The sequence below is a fragment of the Chryseolinea soli genome (genome assembly GCF_003589925.1).
Lineage (GTDB): Bacteria > Bacteroidota > Bacteroidia > Cytophagales > Cyclobacteriaceae > Chryseolinea > Chryseolinea soli.
The window spans coordinates 6,794,613-6,813,052 of the sequence record NZ_CP032382.1; the positions used below are offsets into that span (position 1 = coordinate 6,794,613).

5 protein-coding genes are annotated in these 18,440 nt (G+C 54.3%); 2 read left to right on the top strand and 3 right to left on the bottom strand.

Going from position 1 to position 18,440, the window contains the following annotated elements; all coding sequences use genetic code 11:
* Nucleotides 1–7 precede the first annotated feature (7 nt).
* Nucleotides 8–1,015 carry an acyl-CoA reductase gene (locus D4L85_RS28370; RefSeq protein WP_119757473.1) on the top strand — a complete coding sequence of 336 codons (1,008 nt, stop codon included), beginning with the start codon at nucleotides 8–10 and terminating at the stop codon, nucleotides 1,013–1,015.
* Here the strand turns inward: D4L85_RS28370 and D4L85_RS28375 are convergent.
* The 3 genes from D4L85_RS28375 to D4L85_RS28385 all read right to left on the bottom strand — a co-directional run bounded on the left by D4L85_RS28375 (nucleotide 1,012) and on the right by D4L85_RS28385 (nucleotide 14,437).
* The gene (locus tag D4L85_RS28375; protein ID WP_119757474.1) at nucleotides 1,012–13,422 is read right to left on the bottom strand and encodes a T9SS type B sorting domain-containing protein; all 12,411 of its coding nucleotides are present in this window, start codon (nucleotides 13,420–13,422) and stop codon (nucleotides 1,012–1,014) included. The genes D4L85_RS28370 and D4L85_RS28375 overlap by 4 nt on opposite strands.
* The gene (locus tag D4L85_RS28380; RefSeq protein ID WP_119757475.1) at nucleotides 13,422–13,748 is read right to left on the bottom strand and encodes a hypothetical protein; all 327 of its coding nucleotides are present in this window, start codon (nucleotides 13,746–13,748) and stop codon (nucleotides 13,422–13,424) included. The genes D4L85_RS28375 and D4L85_RS28380 overlap by 1 nt, the downstream gene beginning before the upstream one ends.
* A 140-nt stretch (nucleotides 13,749–13,888) precedes the next feature.
* A complete protein-coding gene (locus D4L85_RS28385; RefSeq protein WP_119757476.1) occupies nucleotides 13,889–14,437 on the bottom strand; it encodes a hypothetical protein in 549 nt (182 codons plus the stop codon).
* Between the two features lie 372 nt (nucleotides 14,438–14,809).
* Between D4L85_RS28385 and smc the strand changes: the two genes are divergently transcribed.
* Nucleotides 14,810–18,346 carry a chromosome segregation protein SMC gene (gene smc / locus D4L85_RS28390; RefSeq protein ID WP_119758981.1) on the top strand — a complete coding sequence of 1,179 codons (3,537 nt, stop codon included), beginning with the start codon at nucleotides 14,810–14,812 and terminating at the stop codon, nucleotides 18,344–18,346.
* The last annotated feature ends 94 nt before the right edge of the window (nucleotides 18,347–18,440 follow it).

The following is an 18,440-nucleotide window of genomic DNA, read 5'->3' on the forward strand; positions in this document are numbered from 1 at the left end:
ACTACATATGAAAGTTGAGGAAAGATTAAACGCATTTGGTGAATTGGGCCGAATGCTGCGGGAAATGGGTGACGATGCGCTTCAATCGTTAGCGTGGAAAACCCGTAATGAGAATTCGTGGTTTACCGAGGATTCGGTACGAATGGCCGTTAGTGGAATAGCCAAATTTCTCTCTGTGGAAAGCCTCCGCCGGTGGACTTCCGCGTACGATCTGGAGTCCATTGCTCCCAAGAAGATCGCCGTGGTGATGGCGGGCAACATCCCGTTGGTGGGCTTTCACGATTTCTTATGTGTGCTCATCGCCGGCCACTCCATCCTCATCAAGCGCAGTTCGAAAGACAGTGCCCTGATCCAATTTGTCGTGGACAAACTTGTCGGGATCGAGCCGCGGTTTGCTGCACAGATCACGTTCTCCGAACAGTTGAAAGGCTTCGATGCCATCATCGCCACGGGCAGCGACAATGCTTCGCGCTATTTTGAATATTACTTTAGCAAATACCCACACATCATCCGTAAGAACCGGACCTCGGTGGCGGTGCTGGACGGCACCGAGTCGGACGACGATGTCAATCGGCTGGGCATCGACGTGTTCAGTTATTTTGGTTTGGGATGCCGCAACGTCTCGAAACTTTTCGTGCCCACCGGCTACCCGCTCGCCAACGTGCTCCGGCCCTGGGAATCTTTCCGCGAGATCGTCAACCATCACAAGTACGCCAACAACTACGACTACCAGAAGTCCGTACTGCTGGTTTCGCAGACGGCGTTCCTAGACAACGGTTCGGTTATCCTGCAGGAAAATCAAAAGCTGGTCTCCCCCATCTCGGTTGTTTATTATGAATACTACGAAAGCGTTGCTGCGCTTCGGCTGTTGCTGGAGCAATCGAAAGACAAGATCCAGTGCGTGGTGGGCGATTCGAAAGAGGCTAAAATGAAATTTGGTCAGTCACAGTTTCCGGAAGTCGGAGACTATGCTGACCAAATTGATACGTTACAGTTTTTGATCGCGCTTCCTTAAGGCTTCGTGCCTCTCAACACTTCCACCCATCCGGTGTAGGTTGCGCCGCCATCCAATTGCAGGCGGTAGAAGTAGATACCGTCGGAGGCTTCTTTTGCATCCCAGAAATTTCCTTCGTGATAATCGGTTGACTTGAACACCTCGTTACCCCAGCGGTTGCTGATGATGAGCGTGTGTTTGCCACCCGCCGGCAAGTTCAACACTTCAAACTGATCGTTGACGGCGTCGTCGTTCGGCGTGAAGATGTTGGGGACGTAGACGCTGGGATCGAGGTCGATCTGGATCTGTACAATCTTGGGATTACACTGTGAATCATCCTCTACCGTGATCGTGTAGATGCCCGGCGACAGGTAGTCGAAGGACTCCGAGAACTTCTTCTGCGGGTTCAACGTCACGGGCTGCGAGTCGATGACCGTGGCCCCGTTCTCGTCGGTTATCGTGACGTTATAGTACAGCTGATTGTCGGCAGAATGGAAAGGCGTTCCTCCAAAAATGTTATCGATCACGATGCTGCCGGTCCGCTTCGGATTCGGGAACGAAGGCTTCGATGTTACCGTGAGATCCAGTCGTTGATTGATGACCTGCAGCTTGTCGGCCGAAGTGATCGTGCAACTGGTTTGCTCCTGAACGATGACGAAGCGGTATGTATTTCCATATCCTGTCAGGAACGAGTGCTCCGTCGGAGTATAGTGGAACGTCGCGGTCGTGGCGTTCGCGGTTACGGCGAGTTCATCGATCTGGAAGAACGGATCCGCATTGTCGTAAACCTGGATCACCATGGGTTTACCCGGCTCGCCGCTGATGTTGGCGATGGTGATGTCCGGCGTGGAGCAGCTCGGTATGATCTCAAAATCGCCAATCTGATACGGGCCATCCACCACGACGGGATTGTCGGTGCGAGTAGGACAAGGACTTGTGTTGGACTTCACATAGAAGTAGTAGCCGCCTCGCGCCAGTTGATCAAATTTCACGTTGGGCAACACCAGGGTGTTGTAGTCCACGAACTGATCGTCGGCCGGTACGTTGAGCGGGTCTGCACTGATAGCCACTTTGTAGATGCCATCCGGTGCTGAGATCTTAAATAAGATCGATCCGCTCTTGCCACCGTTTGAACAATCGGCGTTGGTCACGGCAAGGGCCGGTATGGTCAGACTCAATCCGGGAGCTTTGATCTGGATCGCGCTCGGATAGGTGGTCACACAGTCGCCGTTGTCTTTGATGTCGACATAGTAGTCGCCTTTGCCAAGATCCGAATAGGATTTTGCAGCCGATACCACGTCTTCGTAGTCAAACAAAACTTCGGTATCTCCTAAAGCGCTGGTCAATCTTCTCAACCGGATCTTCAAAGCACCGGATGTTGTATTTCCACCGCTGATGTTCAATACGTCTATCACACCGTCGCTACCGTTACACGTCGTTACATCGGTCGTGTTGACGGTCATGTTCACCTTGGGGAAGAGATTTTTGATCCTCACCATGGCCGTATCTGGACAAGTGAAGTTTTGGTTGTCGTCTACTTTCAGAATGATGAAATCGGTGTCGTCTGCCGGAAGTCCCTCGGGCAGCGGGGCGCCTGGCGTGAAGGTTTGTGCACTGGACTCTTGTCCCTGGTACACATACTTATACCAATACTGACCGGTCAGTGATCCGTCGACGGTAAGTCTTACATTTCCGTCTGTTCCGCCAAAACAGCTGACGTTGCTGAGCACTTCTTTGTCGAGGATATGCACTTGTGTTTTCAGATCCAGGAAGAAATCAACCGGACCGCACGACTTGCCATTGCCCTCGTCGATAACCGTGTAGGTATACAAACCTGACTTGAGGTCGCTGAAGAGGACTGTTCCATTGGTGAACTTGGTTTGCGTGGTCGGTGGCGTCACACCTTTGTAAGTCCATATCACCCGGAAAGTGGTTGCCGTAGCGTTTGCGCGCTGAATGTTGAATGACACCTCGCCGGCATCGCGATCGCTACACGTCGGTTGTGTGGTGATGGTCGGGATGATCGCGCTGAAGTTAGCACAATCGGAGCCTGTTCCACCGCAGGTAACGTCGTTGGCAGCTTTCACCTGGATGGAGATCGCTCCTGAAACCGGTCCACATCCCGTTGAGGTATATTGTACCGTGACGGTAACCGTTGTCCCGGCCGAGCCGGAGGGGTCGAAAGTGCTTCCCGTGACACCCGTTCCGGTGAAGGTGAAGGTTCCTCCTGCCGGTGTTCCATTCACCAGTGACAGCAGATCCACTGTTCCGCCACCTGGACATACCACAAGGTTGTTTGTTGTGAGCGTCGCATTCGGCGATACATTGATGGTGAATTGTTTTTGCACCGCTACGCAAGAACCAGCGAGCGAATAGTTGACTGTGATCACTTGGTTACCGGTGAGACCGGTAGGATCAAAGTTATCACCTGTAATGCCGGTGGAACCTGCGAAGACGAAGTCACCACCTGCGGGCAATGCGCTCACCAACGTGTTCAGATCGATCACACCGGCGCCTTGACAAATCGCCAGCGCTGCGGCGGGCACGGTAATGTTCGAGGTATTGGTCACGTTCAACGTCAATGTGCCTTGCGGGGCCGAGCAGGCTCCAATCGCATAGTTTACAGTGATCGCGACGGGGCCACTCAATCCGGTGGGATCAAACATATTTCCCGTGATGCCGGGCTGGCCTGAGAAAGTGAAGGTGCCTCCTGTCGGTGTAGGGGTAACAAATGTTGTCAAATCTACCGAACCGTTTGCTTCACAGATCGAGGTATTGTTATAGACCAATGTGGCGCCGTTCACAACGTTTACTGCTACTGTTGCAGGTGTTCCCTCACCGCAAGCATATACGGATGTCACATAATACGAAGTTGTTCCTACCACGGTCACATTGAGTTCGCCCGGGTTTGTACCCAGTGTCGGGGTGAAGTTGGCTCCCGCTCCTACCGGGTTGGTAAGGGCTGCGTCGCTGTACCACTTAAAGCCCGTTACCGAGGGATCTGTGGACGACGCCGTCAACGTGGGCGCTGTGGGGCTGTTCAGACAAATCGATACAGGGCTTGTCACCGTCGGTGGCACTGCCAGCGTGTAGTCGAATGACACACGTGCTATCACAGCGTGTTCGAAATATTCAATCACGAAATCGTGCGAACCCGCTGTAAGGCAGACCGTTCCTGTATAGGTGAGATACGAATGGGTGTTGAATGCTCCCGCTACCGGTACATTATCGATCAACAATCTAACGCCGTCGTCGCCTCCGACCGTGAATGTGTAGGTGCCCGCGACGAAGCTCTTCCGCATTTTGAATCGGATACTGAAATCGTCGTCGTAATCAGCCGGATCGCCGCAGAGGTTAGGTCCCTTCAGAAGGTGATCGGACGACAGGTCCATATCGAACGCATCCGTTGTCGCGTCGTATGCAGACGTTTTTGGCGGATGAATATAACTGAGGGTTACTATATCCGCAGCATCAATGAAGCCCCTGTATTTAGCCGAAGCAAAGTCAACATTGGATAAAGGGGGCACTGGATTGGCTGAATCGTCGTATACATACCCAATCCAGGTGTCGTTGCCAAAGGTAACTTGGTCACCAGGGATGGGATTGATCGTAATGGTGACATTGTCAGATACAGCTGGGCAAGGTCCTGCTGGATTGTTGGTGGTCAGTGTAAGCGTTACGGTGCCGTTAATGCGGTCGGTGGGGCCAGGTGTGTATGTGGCATTCAGGAGCGTGGCATTGTTGAATGTTCCGTCGCCTGAACTTGACCAGGTAGCCGACGTTGCCGCACCATTTATGACACCATTCAAAGCGACTGACGCTGCGCCGCATATGGTTTGCGGAGCACCTGCATCTACCGTAGCCACGGGGTTAATCGTAATGGTGACATTGTCGGTGACGCCGGAACACGATCCAGTGGCCGTCGCCGTCAGCACCACGGAACCAGCAGCGATATCGCCGGTGCCAGGCGTGTAGGTTGAGCTCGGGTCAGTGTTGTCACTAAAAGTACCGTCGCCGGCAGTGGTCCATAGCAAACCAGTAGCCGATCCGGTGAAACTTCCGGACAGCGTTATCGCAGTTGCGGCACAAGTCGTTTGAGGAGCGCCGGCATCCACCGTGGCCGCGGGATTGATGGTAATGATCACATTGTCAGCAGCCGCTGCACAAGGTCCAGCGGTTGTGATGGTGAGCGATACGGTGCCCGCCGCAATGTCGTTAGTACCCGGGGTATAGATCGCGTTGGTGAGGTTTGCATTGTTAAACGTTCCGTCGCCAGCGGTTGTCCACGTGATGCCCGTGCTACCCGAGAATGTACCTGCCAGGGTGGCGCTATTGCCGGCGCAAATGGTTTGAACCGGACCGGCATCTACTGTGGCGCCAGAACTGATGGTTACTGTTATGGCTTGAGCCGTGCTTGAACAAGTGGTGCCCGAATTCGTGACCGTAAGCGTTGCATTGTAAACGCCCGCGGCGGCAGCGGCCGGCACTGCGATGGAGATGGGGCTAGACGGCAAAGTGCCATTCACATCCGCGAAGCCCGCAGCCTCGGCGGCAGCATTGAAATCAATGGTGTATTCATCGGCACCACCTGAGACGGCGCTATAAGGCAAGTCTGCCGTTGTGCTTCCCAGGCATACCAAAGGATTAGTGCCAAGCGTGATCGTGGGATTTGCCAAGATCGTGACCGTGATCGCACTGCTGGTGCTGATACATCCCGATGTGCTGTTTCTTACCGTGAGGGTGGCATTGTATACACCCGCAGTTGCACCACCCGGAACGGCGATGGCAATTGGAGTAGCCGTCAAAGTAACATTCGCCACGTCTGCAAAACCAGCGGCTTCAGCAGCGGCGTTGAAGTCGATACTGTATTGATCCGGCGCACCCGTGGTGGCGGAGTAGCTCAGCGGCGCGCTGGTGCTGCCCGCGCATACCGAGGGGTTGGTACCCAACGTGATCGTAGGGTTCGGTGTAATGGTTACGGTGATCGGTTGAGTACCGCTCGCGCAACCGGCGACCGTGTTCGACACGGTTAACGTGGCATTGTACGTGCCTACACCTGCAGCCCCCGGAACGGTGATGACGATCGGAGTAGTGGGTAACGTGTTTACAATATCAACAAAGCCCGCAGCTTCGGCCGCAGCATCGAAGTCGATGCTATATTGATCGGGCGTGCCTGTGGTCGCGGTATATCCCAAGTCGGCGGTCGTACTTCCCAAGCATACCGAAGGGTTGGCGCTCAGCGTAATCGTAGGACTCGAAATAATGGTTACTGTAATCGGTTGAGCTGTGCTCGCACAACCCGCGACGGTGTTCGACACAGTTAACGTGGCATTGTGCGTGCCCACACCAGCAGTTCCAGGAATAGTGATCCCAATCGGGGTAGCGGGCAGCGCTGTACCTACCACATCCGAGAATCCGGCAGCTTCAGCCGCGGCATCGAAGTCGATGCTATATTGATCCGGCGTGCCTGTGGTGGCCGTATATGCTAAGTTGGCTGTTGTGCTTCCCAAGCATACCGAAGGGTTGGTGCCCAGCGTGATGGTGGGATTGGTCAAGATCGTGACCGTTATTGCGCTGCTGGGACTCGCACATCCCGACGTGCTGTTTCTTACCGTGATGGTGGCATTATATACACCTGCAGCGGCGGCGCCCGGAACAACGATGGTAATCGGCGTAGCCCCCAATGTGGCATTCACAACATCCAGGAAGCCCGCAGTATTGGCTGCGGCGTCGAAGTCGATACTATATTGATCCGGTGTGCCCGTAGTGGCCGAGTAGGGTAACGGCGCGCTGGTGCCGCCCACGCAAACGGAAGGGCTGGCACCCAATGTAATCGTGGGATTCGGAGTGATGGTTACGGTGATCGGCTGGCTGGTGCTCGCACAACCCGAGACCGTGTTTGACACGGTTAACGTGGCATTGTAGGTGCCTGCACCTGCAGCTCCTGGAATGATGATCCCAATCGGGGTTCCGGGTAGCGGCTGATTCACTACATCAAGGAAACCTGCAGCGTTGGCCGCAGCATCGAAGTCAATAGAATATCGGTTCGGGCTACCGGTTGTGGCGGTATATCCCAAGCCAGCAATAGTAGTTCCCAAGCATACCGACGGATTGGGGCCCAACGTAATCGTAGGACCGGAAATAATGGTTACGGTAATCGGTTGAGTTGTACTGATGCAACCCGTCACTGTGTTCAACACGGTTAATGTGGCATTGTAGGTGCCCACACCTGCAGCTCCGGGAACGGTGATCCCAATCGGAGTAGCGGGTAGCGATGTATTCGGCACATCGACAAAGCCGGCGGCTTCGGCGGCGGCATTGAAATCAATGCTGTACTCATTGGCTCCGCCCGTGACTGCAGAATAAGGTAGATCGGCCGTTGTGCTGCCCGTACAAACCGTAGGGTTGGTGCCCAACGTGATGGTAGGCTTGGCCAAGATCGTGACCGTGATCGCGCTGCCGGGACTCGCACATCCCGATGTGCTGTTTCTTACGGTGATGGTGGCATTGTATACACCTGCTGCCGCAGCGGCTGGAACCGCGATGGTGATCGGCGTAGCGCCCAATGCGAGGTTCGCGACATCCAGGAAGCCCGCAGCGTTGGCCGCGGCGTCGAAGTCGATACTGTATTGATCCGGCGTGCCCGTCGTGGCCGAGTAGGGCAACGGTGCGCTGGTACTGCCCGCGCAAACCGAAGGGTTGGCACCCAAAGTGATCGTCGGGTTCGGGGTAATGGTTACGGTGATCGGTTGGCTGGTGCTCGCGCAACCCGAAACTGTGTTCGTCACTGTCAACGTGGCGTTGTACGTGCCGATACCTGCAGCTCCCGGAACGGTGATCCCAATCGGGGTAGCCGGTAGGGGTTGATTTGCTATATCAAGAAATCCTGCAGCGTTGGCCGCGGCGTCGAAGTCGATGGAGTATTGGTTCGGACTACCGGTTGTTGCGGTGTATCCCAAGCCAGCAATAGTAGTTCCCAAACATACCGAAGGATTGGCGCCTAGCGTGATGGTGGGTTTGGCTATGAGCGTAACAGTGATCGCACTGCTGGTGCTGACACAACCCGTCACATTATTGCGAACCGTAAGGGTGGCATTGTATACACCCGCTGCGGCAGCGGCAGGAACAGCGATGCTGATCGGGGTGGCCGGCAATGCAATGTTCACAACATCCAGGAAGCCCGCAGCGTTTGCCGCGGCATTGAAATCAATACTGTACTCATTGGCACCGCCTGCTACTGCGCTATAAGGCAAATCTGCAGAGGTACTGCCCACACATACCGAAGGGTTTGCGCCCAGCGTGATAGCCGGCGTGGCCAAGATCGTGACCGTTATGGCAGTGCCGGGACTCGCACATCCCGATGTGCTGTTTCTAACGGTGAGGGTGGCATTGTATACACCGGCAGCGGCAGCGCCCGGAACCACGATGGTGATCGGCGTGGCGCCCAAGGTGGCATTCACAACATCCAGGAAGCCCGCAGCATTGGCCGCGGCGTTGAAGTCGATACTATATTGATTCGGTGTACCCGTGGTGGCTGAGTAGGGCAACGGCGCACTGGTACTGCCCGCGCAAACCGAAGGGTTGGCACCCAACGTGATCGTAGGGTTCGGGGCGATGGTTACAGTGATCGGTTGGCTTGTGCTTACACAGCCTGTGATTGTGTTCGTCACCGTCAACGTGGCATTGTACGTGCCCACACCTGCTGCTCCCGGGACGGTGATCCCGATCGGGGTAGCCGGTAGCGGTTGATTCGCCACATCAAGAAAGCCTGCAGTGTTGGCCGCGGCGTCGAAGTCGATAGAGTATTGGTTCGGACTACCGGTTGTGGCGGTATATCCCAAGCCAGCAATAGTAGTTCCCAAACATACCGAAGGATTGGCGCCTAGCGTGATGGTGGGTTTGGCTATAAGCGTAACGGTGATCGCACTGCTGGTGCTCGTACAACCCGTCACACTGTTGCGGACCGTAAGGGTGGCATTGTATACACCTGCTGCGGCAGCGGCCGGAACAGCGATGCTGATCGGGGTGGCGGGTAATGCGATGTTCACTACATCCAGGAAGCCTGCAGCGTTGGCCGCGGCATTAAAATCAATGCTGTACTCATTGGCACCGCCAGCTACTGCGCTATAGGGCAGATCTGCCGAGGTGCTGCCCACACATACCGAAGGGTTAGCCCCTAGCGTGATGGTAGGCTTGGTCAAGATCGTGACCGTAATCGCGCTACTGGGACTCACACATCCCGATGTGCTGTTTCTTACCGTGATGGTGGCATTATATACACCTGCAGCAGCAGCGGCCGGAACGGCAATACTGATCGGTGTGGCCGGCAATGCAACGTTCACAAGATCCAGGAAGCCTGCAGCATTGGCCGCGGCGTCGAAGTCGATGCTATATTGATTCGGCGTACCCGTGGTGGCCGAGTAGGGCAACGGCGCGCTGGTGCTGCCCGCACAAACCGAAGGGTTCGCACCCAACGTAATCGTAGGGTTCGGCGCAATGGTTATGGTGATTGGCAGAGCCGTGCTTACGCAGCCTGTCACCGTGTTCAGCACAGTTAACGTGGCGTTGTATGTGCCCACACCTGCAGCACCTGGCACGGTGATCCCAATTGGGGTAGCGGGTAGTGCTACATTCACCACATCAAGAAAGCCTGCAGCTTCGGCAGCAGCATTGAAGTCTATACTATATTGTGTTGGAGTGCCCGTTGTGGCGGTATATCCCAAGCCAGCAATAGTAGTTCCCAAACATACCGAAGGATTGGCGCCTAGCGTGATGGTGGGTTTGGCTATGAGCGTAACGGTGATCGCACTGCTGGTGCTGGTACAACCTGTCACACTGTTGCGGACCGTAAGGGTGGCATTGTATACACCGGCAGCGGCAGCACCTGGAACGGCGATGGTGATCGGCGTGGCCGGCAAGGCAATGTTCACCACATCCAGGAAGCCCGCAGCATTGGCCACAGCATTGAAATCAATGCTGTACTGGTTGGCACCACCAGCCACTGCGCTATAAGGCAAATCTGCTGAGGTACTACCCACGCATACCGAAGGATTGGCGCCTAGCGTGATGGTGGGATTGGTCAGGATCGTGACCGTGATCGCATTGCTGGGACTCACACATCCCGATGTGCTGTTTCTTACCGTGAGGGTGGCGTTGTATACACCGGCAGCGGCAGCACCTGGAACCACGATGGTGATCGGCGTGGCCGGCAATGCAACGTTCACAACATCCAGGAAGCCTGCAGCGTTGGCCGCGGCATCGAAGTCGATACTATATTGATTCGGTGTACCCGTGGTGGCTGAGTAGGGCAACGGCGCGCTGGTACTGCCCACGCATACCGAAGGGTTGGCACCCAACGTAATTGTGGGGTTCGGGGCGATGGTCACGGTGATCGGTTGGCCTGTGCTCACGCAACCCGTGACCGTATTCGTCACGGTTAATGTCGCATTGTACGTGCCCACACCTGCAGCACCTGGAATGGTGATCCCAATTGGAGTAGCGGGTAGCGCCTGATTCACTACATCAAGAAAGCCCGCAGCGTTGGCAGCGGCATCGAAGTCGATACTATATTGTGATGGAGTGCCCGTCGTGGCGGTATATCCTAAGTTCGCTGTTGTACTGCCCAAACATACCGAAGGATTGGCACCCAGCGTGATGGTGGGCTTGGTCAGGATCGTGACCGTGATGGCACTGCCGGGACTCGTACATCCTGCTGTGCTATTTCTTACCGTGAGCGTGGCATTATATACGCCTGCTGCAGCGGCGGCCGGAACGACGATGGTGATTGGCGTGGACGGCAATGTGGCGTTCACAACATCCAAGAAGCCCGCAGCGTTGGCCGCGGCATTGAAGTCGATACTATATTGATCCGGCGCGGCCGTGGTGGCCGAGTAGGGCAATGGCGCGCTGGTGCTGCCCGCGCAAACCGAAGGGTTGGCACCCAATGTAATCGTAGGGTTCGGGGCGATGGTTACGGTGATGGGTTGAGTTGTGCTTACGCAGCCTGTGACCGTGTTCGTCACCGTTAGCGTGGCATTGTACGTACCCACACCTGCAGCTCCTGGAACCGTGATCCCTATCGGGGTAGCCGGTAGCACAGCATTCACCACATCTAGAAAGCCCGCAGCGTTGGCAGCGGCATTGAAGTCGATGGAGTATTGGTTCGGACTGCCTGTCGTGGCGGTATATCCTAAATTTGCTGTCGTGCTTCCCAAACATACGGAAGGATTGGTGCCTAGCGTGATGGTGGGTTTGGCTATGATCGTAACGGTGATCGCACTGCTGGTGCTGGCACAACCCGTCACACTATTGCGAACGGTAAGCGTGGCATTATACACACCTGCTGCAGCGGCACCCGGAACCGCGATGGTGATCGGCGAGGCCGGCAATGCAATGTTCACTACATCCAGGAAGCCCGCGGCGTTGGCCGCGGCGTCGAAGTCGATACTATATTGATTCGGCGTACCCGTGGTGGCCGAGTAGGGCAACGGCGCGCTGGTACTGCCTGCGCACACCGAAGGATTGGCTCCCAGCGTGATGGTCGGCGTGGTCAAGATCGTGACGGTGATCGCACTGCTGGGACTCGTACATCCCGCCGTGCTGTTCCTTACCGTGAGGGTGGCATTATATACACCTGCCGCGGCCGCGGCCGGAACGGCGATGGTGATCGGCGTGGACGGCAATGTGGCGTTCACAACATCCAAGAAGCCCGCAGCGTTGGCCGCGGCATTGAAGTCGATACTATATTGATCCGGCGCGGCCGTGGTGGCCGAGTAGGGCAATGGCGCGCTGGTGCTGCCCGCGCAAACCGAAGGGTTGGCACCCAACGTAATCGTAGGGTTCGGGGCGATGGTTACGGTGATGGGTTGGGTTGTGCTTACGCAGCCTGTGACCGTGTTTGTCACCGTCAGCGTGGCATTGTACGTACCCACACCTGCAGCTCCTGGAACCGTGATCCCAATCGGGGTAGCCGGTAGCACAGCATTCACCACATCTAGAAAGCCGGCAGTGTTGGCCGCGGCATCGAAGTCTATACTATATCGATTCGGACTGCCCGTGGTGGCCGTGTAGGCTAAGCTCGCGGTCGTGCTTCCCAAACATACCGACGGATTGGTACCCAGCGTGATCGTAGGTTTGGCAACCAGTGTGACCGTGATGGGGGCGCTAGTGCTGGAACAGCCCGTCACGCTGTTGCGAACCGTAACGATGGCATTATATACTCCCGCGGCAGCCGCTGCCGGGACGGCAATGCTGATCGGTGAGGCTGGCAAAGCAACGTTCACAACATCCAGGAAACCCGCAGCGTTGGCCGCGGCGTCGAAGTCGATACTATATTGATTCGGACTGCCCGTGGTGGCCGAGTAGGGCAACGGCGCGCTGGTACTACCTGCGCAAACCGACGGGTTGGCGCCCAGGGTTACCGTGGGCAACGGGTTGATGTTCAGGGTCACCGTGTTGGTCATCAACACCGGCGTACAGAAGCCATTGGTGGCCAGGACGGAGATGTTGTTGCCGGTGACAAACTGCGTTGCCGGAAAGGTCATAACAAACGGTCCTGCGCCCGTGCCCGGGAATGTGATGGGTGTTGGCAGGGAGGCTACGTTCTTTAGTATCTCATAGGTTACCCCGACTTCCGAATTGTTCAGGGTAATGGTGATGTTGTCGCCTGTACATATATTCAGCGGCGAAGGGGTGGTGATCGTGAATACGGTCGGCGAGGGATCGGTGATCGTAAAGACTTGCGTCGTCGAACAAGCCGAAAACTTATCCTGGACCAACAATGTGTAGGTACCGCCGCGTAAGCCTCCGAGGCCAAGCAATGTCGCCAGGTTCAGCGGTGCCGCGCCAGCGGTGGTTCCCGTCGCGGTGGGTGTTCCATTCGAACTGCTCCACGAATAGGTATAAGAACCGAAGCCAAAGTTCTTCGAACCACCGGTAATGGTTGCCTGGACCTGACCGTTTTGGGTCACGCATGACGTGTTGTTCGCTTCAATGTCTTTGGTGATACCGAGGGGTGCCGTAGAGAAATCCCTTACCACGAGGTCGGGATAGGTTCCGGGGTCGGCCAGTGAACCGATCGTATTGGTTCCGTCGCCAAGGATCCATCGGTAGGTCCCCGGTGGCAGGTTCTTCGGTGGATTGAACACAAACGTCCCGCCAGCGGGAATGTTTTGTGCGGGGAAAAGGTTTACCGGGCCAAGAATAGCCAACGAAGCATTCACGCCGCCTTCGGTAGAGTTTATCTTAAAGGTGATGAATCCGTTTCCTGTAGGGGGTGTTGAACACGAGTTGGAAGTGGTAATGTCGACCGACAGCGTTCCGAACGTATAGGAAACAGCTTGGGCCCAGCTCGCAGTGGCCAGACCGAAGACGAGCGCAACGGAAGCGATGAGGGAGCGTCCTAATTTAGGTAGTAGAGTTCTATCCATTATCTGTTGGCGCTTTCGTTGAAGTCAATTGTTTTGGTACAGCCCTTGGAATCGACCACCCGGATCAGCTTTGGCAGGTTGCCCTTGTCAGCGGAGTGATTGCTCTTCTTGAAATCCCAGGTCAGCGGATTGTTTTTCTTATCCAGAAAGAAATAGTAGTAGGGTTCTTCGCCGCCGGAGACCCGCACATCGATGTTCACTTTGTCGCCGAGGGTTTGGGTGGTGTAGGACACTTCCAGCCGCGCGCAATCTGCAGAGGGATTGACAGGGGGATTTGCGTTCACACCGGTAAAAAGGGTGAGGAAGAATAGAATTGTTACATTCATACAGGCTTACTTACGGCATGGTACATAATGAATAACCTTTAAAAAAATATTGTAACCCGTGTAAAAAAATATATCCGCGTGCTACAAATCAGTCAAAAAAATTTATGTTCTCTAATGCATGTAACATTTAATCGAACAAACTAGAATTTGCGCTGGAGTATTTCACTCATCACAAAGGCCTTTCTGAAACCTTCAGGGTCCTGAAATTCTTTCAGATACTCCGCCATCAGATCGCGCTCTGTCGCTTGTTCGAATACTTTAAACTTACCGAATTTCACAACGGTATCTTCTACCCGCATGGTCTCCTCCAGTGAAGGCCGGTTGAATGCCTGCCGCTTTGCCTCTTCGTACGTCTCATACACCTTGTCGTGCTGGCGGTAATCGTAGTTCACGTCCTCGAGGTATTTGGCCTCGTCGTCTACCGGTTGTTGGGGAGTATATTTAGCCACCGGACGCGGTTGGCTGGGGACTGGTTTCTGTTGTTTCTGGGTTGCAATTTCCTGCAACAACTCCTCGAAGGTCAGCGACTTCTGTGGTGTGCTGGCCGGGGCCGGTTGTGGGGCGCGCGGGGTTGGTTTTGGAGGAGGCATAGGCTGGCTTTTGGATTCTTCAGGGCGTTTCTTCAGTAACCTGCTGAGCAGGTACACGATCCCTATGATCACATAAAGCCATAACTTAAAATTATCCATTGAAAACAAATTTATGAAAAAAAATGAAAAACCCATTTAGAGGTACTTTTTTGATGCTTTATGCGTTGTGATGTCGCTTCGTCGACGGGTAAGAAAATCGTCGGAATAGTCTAGGGATAACGTTGGGTCGACGGGGCCTCCAAAACGCTAAAAATGAGGTTCTTTTGCTGAAAAGTGGCCTTTTTAGGCTTTTTTGGCACCTAAATTTTTATTTTGAATTGCCAGCGGGATCGGTTTATCTTTGCCCTCCCCTTTTGAACGGAAAGGCAGCCACACAGCGGTTCTGCGTCGCTCAACCTCGCACAGCATCCATTCTTCGTGTACTGTTTTCCAGGCAAAACTGCGGGATATACCAAAACAACCACTAACAGCATGCAATTAGCGAAACTGGAGATCAAAGGCTTCAAGAGTTTTGCCGACAAAATCGTTATCAATTTTGATGAAGGGATTACGGGGATTGTTGGGCCAAACGGATGTGGCAAGTCAAACGTAGTGGATTCCATCCGTTGGGTGTTGGGCGAGCAAAAGACCAGCGCCCTGCGTTCGGAGAAGATGGAGAATATCATCTTTAACGGCACCAGCGCGCGCGGAGCCCAGCAAATGGCGGAGGTTTCGCTGACCATTAACAACACGAAGAACATCCTGCCTACCGAATATGCACAGATCACCATCACCCGCCGCCTCTACCGCTCGGGTGAAAGCGAGTATCTGCTAAACGGCGTGGTCTGCCGCCTCAAGGACATCACCAACCTCTTCCTCGACACCGGGGTGGCTTCCAACAGCTACGCCATCATCGAGTTGGGCATGGTGGACGACCTGCTGAACGACAAGGACAACAGCCGCCGCATGCTTTTCGAAGAGGCCGCCGGTATCTCCAAGTTCAAAAAGCGGAAAAAGGAAACCCTCAAAAAGCTGGAAGACACCGACGCCGACCTGGAACGGGTGGAAGACCTCTTGTTTGAGATCGAAAAGAACATGAAGAGCCTTGAAAAACAGGCCAAACAGACCGAGAACTATTACAAGATCAAGGAAGAATACAAGGAAAAAAGCATCCACCTGGCCAAGGTGGTGGTGAACAAGCAGAAGGACAAGTTCAACCACATCACCAAGCAGATCGAACAGGAGAACGACCGCAAGATCGGTCTGGCTGCCGAGATCTCGGAGAAAGAAGCCGTGATCGAAAAGGCAAAGGCGGAGCTGATCCTGAAAGAAAAAACGCTTTCGTCGCGTCAAAAGGCCATCAACGAGTTTGTGGCCAAGATCCGTCAGTACGAAAGCGAGAAACAGATCAAGAATGAACGGCTGAAATACTTGAACGACCGTGCAGCCGGTTTGCGCGAGCAGATCGACCAGGACCGCAAAAGCAACGAGCGCGCCCGCTTCAGCATTCAAAGCCTGGAAACGGAGAAGAAATCTGCCGAAGACATCTTCGAAGAGATCAGCCACAAACTGGAAACCCTGAAGGCCGACTACGAAAGCCAGAAGAATATTACCTCGGAATTGCAACAGCAATCCGACTCGATCCGCCGCGTGCAGCGTGAGCGCCAGGAAGAAAACTTCCAGATCAACAAAGACGTCGAGATCCGCGAAATCCAGGTCTCTTCCCTCAAGCAGGAACTTGAAAAAACCGCGAGCGACACCAGCCAGCAAAGCGCCAGCCTGGTGGAGTTCGAGAACAAGCTGAAGATCCTGCAGGAAGAACTGAACGTGAAGAACAACGAGCAGGAGAACCTGAAAAAAGAGGAAGAGGAAGTTCAGGAGCGCATGGTGCTGATCGAAAAAACGATCGACATGATCCGTGAGGAAATGAACGTGACCGGCCGCAAACTCGATGCGCGTCAGAACGAATACAACCTCACCAAATCGCTGGTGGAAAACCTCGAGGGCTTCCCCGAGGCGATCAAGTTCCTGAAAAAGAAAGTAGGCAAGAACGCTCCCCTCCTCTCCGACATCCTCACTACTTCGGAAGAGTACCGTGTGGCGATCGAGAATTACCTGGAGCCCTACCTGAACTACTACATCGTTGAACACGAGTCGGAAGCCTATGAGGCCATCAACATCCTGAGCGACGCAGCCAAGGGCAAGGCGCACTTTTTTATCCTGGATTCATTCGACAAGTTCGAGTCCACCACGGGACGCATTTATGACAACGCATTCCCGGCTACGGAGATCATCGAATACGATCAGAAGTACAGAAAGCTGATGGCGTACATCCTCGATAAGGTGTACATCTACGAAGGCGATACCAAAAATATCCCGTCAACGGACGAGAACACGTTCATCACCAAGAACGGCAAGCTCACCAAGCGCAAGTTCAGTATCTCCGGTGGTTCTGTGGGATTGTTCGAAGGCAAGAAGATCGGTCGTGCCAAGAACATGGAGAAACTCGAGAAGGAGATCAAGGAGTTGACCACGAAGCTCGACGATATCCGTGTCAGCCTGTTGGAAAAACAAGCCGACCTGGAGAAGCTGCGCAACAACAAGATCCGCCAGCAAATCGACGAGGTACAACGCGGCATCCGTCAGGTGAACGACGAGTTCGTTTCCCTGCGCACCAAACGCGAACAGTTCGCACAGATGCTGAACAACGCCGACTTGCGCCGCGAAGACATCCTGGAAAAGATCGACACCCTGTTGCGCGAATTGGACGACCTGAAGCCCCGTGCGCAACGCGCCCTCCACGACCTGGAGGAACAAGAAAACAAACTGGTATCCATCACCAACAACCTGGCCTCGAACAGCGAGGTGCTGAGTCAGAAATCGGCTGCCTACAATGAGCAGAACATCTTCTATCATCAGCAAGAGAACCGCGTGAAAAGCATCGAGCAGGAAACGCGCTTCAAACAGGAGTCGATGGACCAAAGCAGCCAGCGCATCGACGTGAACGTGGAGGAGCTGAAGAAGAATGAAGATGAAGTGAAACGCATCATCGAGACCACCCAATCCAACGACGACGAACTCCTCGGCATGTACGAAGAGAAAGAAGGCATGGAGAAGGGCTTGAGTGAGGCGGAGAAAGAATATTACGAATCACGCGGCTACATCGACCAGGTTGACAAGCAACTGCGCGAAGTACAGCACCAGCGTCAGAGCATCGACACGACGTTGATGGATCTGCAAACGCAATTGAACGAAAGCAAGATGCAGCTGAACTCGGTGAAGGAACGCCTTTCCGTGGAGTTCAACATCGACCTGGATTCTGTTGTGGGGCACACCGCCGCCGAAGAGTCGGAAGACTATTCGAAGGCCGACGAGGACAAGATCCGTCACGACGTTCAAAAGATCCGCGACCGGCTCGACAACATGGGTCCCATCAACCCGATGGCTATGGAAGCCTACACGGAGATCAAACAACGCAATGATTTTATCATCGCACAAAAAACAGATCTCCTGAAAGCGAAAGAATCCTTGTTCAACACCATCGCTGAAATTGAAGGGGTGGCCAGCCAGACCTTTATGGAGGCCTTCAACAAGATCAAAGAACACTTTATTCGCGTGTTCCAGTCGTTGTTTGTGCAAGGTGACGAGTGCGACTTGCGTCTCGTTGATCCCAACAACCCGCTGGAGTCCGACATCGACATCATTGCAAAACCCAAAGGCAAACGGCCGTTGACCATCAACCAGCTTTCGGGAGGAGAAAAAACCCTCACCGCTACGGCGCTGCTGTTTTCGATGTACCTGTTGAAGCCGGCACCGTTCTGTATCTTCGACGAGGTGGATGCTCCCTTGGACGACGCCAACATCGACAAGTTCAACAACATCATCCGCGATTTCAGCAAGGATTCGCAGTTCGTGATCGTGACGCACAACAAGCGCACGATGAGCTCTACGGACGTGATCTATGGTATCACTATGGTGGAGAAAGGTATCTCCCGCGTGGTTCCCGTAGACCTTCGCGAATTGGCCTGATCGTTCTTTTATCGATTTATAGAAAAGACCTGCCCCGTTGCAGGTCTTTTTTTATGCGGTTATCTTTTGGGATCAGGAATATTCCCCCCATCTT